Source organism: Chamaesiphon sp. OTE_20_metabat_361, from assembly GCF_031364565.1.
Genome location: NZ_JANLWO010000668.1, coordinates 1 through 5,000, shown reverse-complemented (window position 1 = coordinate 5,000; position 5,000 = coordinate 1). Strand labels below are relative to the sequence as shown.

The 5,000-nt window shown below is 44.0% G+C and carries 5 protein-coding genes; 3 read left to right on the top strand and 2 right to left on the bottom strand.

What is annotated here, in order from left to right; all coding sequences use genetic code 11:
* Positions 1-407 precede the first annotated feature (407 nt).
* Entirely contained in the window at positions 408-1,271 is an 864-nt protein-coding gene (locus tag RMO35_RS19120) for an SDR family NAD(P)-dependent oxidoreductase (RefSeq protein ID WP_309743197.1), read from the top strand.
* A gap of 44 nt (positions 1,272-1,315) precedes the next feature.
* On the opposite strand, the gene RMO35_RS19115 is transcribed toward RMO35_RS19120, so the two are convergent.
* Together RMO35_RS19115 and RMO35_RS19110 are read right to left on the bottom strand one after the other, a co-directional pair.
* A complete protein-coding gene (locus RMO35_RS19115; protein ID WP_309743195.1) occupies positions 1,316-2,272 on the bottom strand; it encodes an AraC family transcriptional regulator in 957 nt (318 codons plus the stop codon).
* Between the two features lie 30 nt (positions 2,273-2,302).
* Entirely contained in the window at positions 2,303-2,443 is a 141-nt protein-coding gene (locus tag RMO35_RS19110) for a DUF3455 domain-containing protein (protein WP_309743193.1), read from the bottom strand.
* Between the two features lie 217 nt (positions 2,444-2,660).
* Here RMO35_RS19110 and RMO35_RS19105 point away from each other — a divergent pair, with 217 nt between their 5' ends.
* Together RMO35_RS19105 and RMO35_RS19100 are read left to right on the top strand one after the other, a co-directional pair.
* Complete coding sequence (locus RMO35_RS19105; protein WP_309743191.1) at positions 2,661-3,989, top strand: AAA-like domain-containing protein; 1,329 nt, start codon at positions 2,661-2,663, stop codon at positions 3,987-3,989.
* Positions 3,990-4,005: 16 nt separating this feature from the next.
* Positions 4,006-5,000, top strand: a 995-nt coding sequence (locus RMO35_RS19100) for a DUF3365 domain-containing protein (protein WP_309743189.1), incomplete at its 3' end; no start/stop codon positions are given.

Below are 5,000 nucleotides of genomic sequence, written 5' to 3'. Positions count from 1 at the left end.
GCCGATATTGCGTCGCTGCGAACAGAATTCCCCGGACTACTCACGATGGACGAGTGGCTGGCGGGTGCTGGCAAGCCCGCGCTGCTAGCGGCAATTCAAGCTAAAGGTGGCGAAGTTGCGCTGCGGTAAAAAACAGGTAGTCGAACACTTTTGCTGAGTTGTGAAATCGGATATGGAGAGTGATACTGGTGTCCGATCTTTATCTCCTCAAAAACAATTTTCCTTAATGTCCAAATTCAAAGCCTGTGTTCCCTGCTAGTATGGGGCTACGGGCTTTTCCAGTAAGATCGGGCGATTTTAGGAATACAGGCTTCAGAAATTAAATAGATTTTAAGATTAAGGTGTTTGCAAATAAATATCTTAGTTTCATCTACATAAAGCTCAGACTTAAATACTAGTGCAAAATCATGACTTCACAATCTTCAAAAGTCGCATTTCTGACAGGATCTACTTCAGGTATCGGTCGAGCTACGGCTCAAGAATTAGTCAAACACGTATCGATTTTGATTTTACCCGTTCGCAACCTTACTAAAGGTCAAGATCTCAAACACGAACTTCTGATAATTAACCCAAGCTGTCAAATCGATCTTCATCAGTGCGCTCTAGAATCGATCGAATCCATGAAAGCTTGTGCTAATACTATTGCTAGCAAATACGAAGCGATCGACATTCTGATTAATAATGCTGGTACTTTTGATTATCAATGTCACTTTACTAATGATGGACTTGAAAGTCATTTTGAGATCAATGTCTTATCTCAGTATATATTTAACACAATTCTCAAGCCACTTATACTGCAATCTCCACAGGGTCGGATAATTAACCTTTCAGGTCTTTCGCATAAAGCAGGTAAGTTTAATCTGGCGTATATCCAAGATCGAGATAAATCACCAAAAAGCTTGCTGAATACAATTAGTCTTTGCGCGGATAGTTGTTTGTATCGCAACTTACTTACTTTTAAACTCGCCAAAGATTTTGAGAATACAAAAGTAACCGTCAACTGTCTGCATCCAGGATCGATTAAAACCAATATCGGCAACGATAATATCAGTTTGACTGGTAAAATCATCGCGCCGATTTTTAATCTGTTTACTCAGCCAGCGATCGAAGGTGCTAAAACATCTTTACATTTAGCTTTATCAGATGAGGGTGGACAAATTACTGGCAAATACTGGTCTAATTGCAAGATTGATAAACCTTCAGAACTTTCTACCGATATAGATTTGGCCGAACAATTAGTAGCTAAGTGCCAGCAGCTTACCAAAGTTTAAAAATATTTGCCTCTCTAGGTTTCGGCGTTGCTGATGAAAACTTGTCAGAATCTGACGATTTTAGAATTAATAAACTGTTTTGGGGTCATCCCAGTCAGCCGCTTGCAGTGGTAAATCAGATGGCTCTGACTAGAAAACCCCACTTGCTCTGCAATACTCTCGATCGACAAATCTGCATTTTTTGTCAGCAGTAGTTTTGCCCGTTCTACTCGCTGTGTAATTACATATTGATGCAGTGAAATTCCTGTGGCTTGTTTGAACAAACTGGCAAAGTAAGTAGGGCTGATATTAATACTACTGGCAATTTGAGTCATTGATAAATCGCCATTGAGATTGTCATGAATATAATCGATCGCCTGCTGTAATCGAGTCTGATTTCGGCTGTGACGATCGGCGATTATAGTTCCGTTTGCGTGTCTCGTTCCAAGCATCGGCTCCACCAACATTTGCTGCGAATTGCCATAGTGTTGCAACAAATGAATAGTCAATACTTGAGTTAATGATTCAAGATATAATTCACCCATGATGCCGCCAGACTTTAGCTCTGTCAAGAGCATCATGGCGATCTGTTGCAGATATGGCTCGGATTGAGTCAGGCAGTGTACCAAATCGAGCTGATTGGGCAACGCCGGATTTAGTCCCGATCCTTCAGCAGTTGCCATGACTAATTCTGGCTGGAAATAGATACAGAGAAATGACAATGGGCGATCGTCGTCTACCCGCGACCGCCAGTAGGTTGCTTGTCCTGCTGGCACAAAAGCCAAGTCGCCCTTGGAGACAATAGATTCAGGCGGACGATTTTCGGTATCTTGGGTAACATGAATGGGTTTGCTCAAGGGAAAATACAACCAAGGAGTTGATAGCGCGGGAATTTCTTTGACAAGGGTAGAGTTTAGTGGGCATTGATGATATTTGAGGGAGAAGCCTTTACCAGTTACTTGCTGGCTCAATAACAGCAGCGATTTATTTGTAGATCCAGATTCAATATTACTATTTTTCATAAGTGGTCGTTGTCATGCTTATGCTGATATTTATGGACGTTTGGGATCTGAATAGAAGTAATAATCCGCAGTGTAGGGCACGGGAATTTCTGTATTTAGACGACCGCGATTGCAATCTTTTGGCGAGTTGCCACCAGTTGTATTCAGACGCTGCACCCATTTTATAGTCACAAAATATTGAGAGTAATTACATGAGCAGCTACATTTAGATCGGAAGCTAATAACTACTCATTTTGTTTCGCTGTCCATATATCTATTGAATTCCATCGATAACTAAGTTATTGCCTAAGAATGCCTGAATACACCTGATTTAGCTAGATTGAGTGACTGGACAACCGATCGACTAAACTGCCATGCTAAATTTAAAGTAACCAGCGCGAAAAATTTCATGTCCAGATCTCTGAAAATCCGATCGGATTGCCTTAATCAAGTCAAACTAGCACTCGGACGAAATGGCTTCTCTAGCCAACGAGCCTTGGCGGAAGATGCTGGATTTTCCCTAGCTACGGTGAGTAATTTTTTAAATGGCAAACCTGTTGACTACATCACGTTTGAAGAACTCTGTCAACGGTTGGGACTGGATTGGAAAGAGGTTTATACGCTGGATGCGGTTGCCACCGCACAGATCGTTGGCGGAGCCGTTCCAACAGATAATCGAGATGATAACTCAGCAGATGCCATTAGTTATGTCGATCTCGATCCAGATCCATTGCCGAGATACCCTAATGGTGCCGTCCCGATTGGATCGCCTTTTTATTTAGAGCGCGTGCCCTTTGAAGCTCAGATCGATCGCGAAATTCGCAAACCAGGCGCATTGGTGCGGATTAAAGCACCGAGAGAAATGGGCAAAACATCCCTGCTGTTGAGGACTCTCGCTGCTGCCAACCGCCTGGGTTATCAAACCGTCCACCTGAATATCGAGCAAACTGATGCAGCAATTTTGAGCGATTTGGAACGATTCTTGCGCTGGATCTGTGCGAATGCGGCAATTCAACTGCATTTAGAACCGAGGCTAGATGAGTATTGGGATGAAGATCTCGGCAGTAAAATTAGCTGCACTGCTTATTTCCGTAACTACCTACTGCCCGAAATTTCTACTCCCTTAATTTTTGCCCTAGATGAAGTCAATCAAATTTTCGAGCATCCTCAAGTTGCCAAGGATTTCTTACCACTGTTGCGCTCGTGGTTTGAAGAAGCCAAGATCTATCCACTCTGGCAAAAACTCCGACTAATCGTGGTGCATTCCACCGAAATCTATGTGCCCCTGCAACTCAATCAATCGCCGTTTAATGTGGGATTGCCAATTCAGCTCAATACATTCGATCGAGCGGCAGTGCAGGAATTAGCTAGGCGGTATGGACTAGACTGGGAGCATGGTGTCCAAACCGAGCAATTGATGGATCTAGTCGGCGGACATCCGATGTTGGTCAATATCGCCCTCTATCACTTGAGTCGTGGCGATCTCACCCTGACACAACTACTGGAAACTGCCCCCACGGCTACCGGAATTTATAGTTATCACTTACAGACTCATCGGGTAGTCTTGGCAGCGCATCCCGAATTAGCCGTCGCGCTCGATGCTGTGCTGAGTGCTGCCGAACCGATCGCACTCGAATCAATTTTGGCTTATAAATTAAATAGTCTCGGACTGATCGAACGATCGGGTGATACGGTTATTCCTGGTTGTCAGTTATATCAACGGGCTTTTACAGCCTAATTTGAGAGGAAATTAAATGCTCGAAAATCGCAAGTTAGGCGACAGATTTACAATATTGTTAGCGATTATTTTTGCGATCGGGACGATTTCTGGTGGCATTTTGTTGACTAATATTGCCCAGAACGAAACAACCAAAAATATCGTGATGCGGGCAGAAATGTTCATCCAATCGATGAACGCATTTCGAGACTATAACAGCCAAAGTGTCGAACCCATCCTCGAACGTCAATTATATACTTCGCCAACATTCATTCGTGAAAGTATTCCACCCTTTGCTGCCAATGCGGTGTTTGATATCTTTCGCAAACACCCTGAATATCGAGATTTTCTCTACAAAGAAGCAACTCTAAATCCAACAAATCCGCTCGACTTAGCCGACGAATTCGAGCGTCGGCTCGTGGAGCAGTTTCGCGCTCAAACTAGCCTCAAGAAGCTCTCTGGCTATCGCGAGATCGATGGCAAAAAATTGTTTTACATCGCCCGTCCCCTCGCCGTGAAAGACAAAAGTTGCTTGCTGTGTCACGGCATTGTCGCAGCCGCACCAAAGAGCTTAGTGGCTAGCTACGGCACTGCCAACGGCTATGGTTGGAAACTGAATGAAATCGTTTCAGCTCAAACAGTCTACGTCCCCGCTGGCGAATTAATGTCTCAATCGCGATCGTGGTTTGCTTTAATCATGGGAATTTTTGTGGCAATTTTTGCAGTTGCTACCTCGTCGATTAATGTCTTATTGCAACGCACCGTAATTAATCCGCTCAAACAACTGACGGAGATCGCTCAAAAGTTTTTTGGTACGGAAGCGATGACAGTGGCTCAGGCAGAAACATTTAGTACGCCATCTTTGCTCAAAGTTGCGCGGCGGATCGATGAAGCAGGACAGTTAGCCAGAGCCTTTCAACATCTGGCGCAAGAGGTAGTCGTCCGCGAGCAAAATCTCAGTGATGCCGTCGCCGAGCGCACTCAAGAACTCTCGCAAACCCTGGGAATTCTCAAAGCTACCCAAGCAGAACT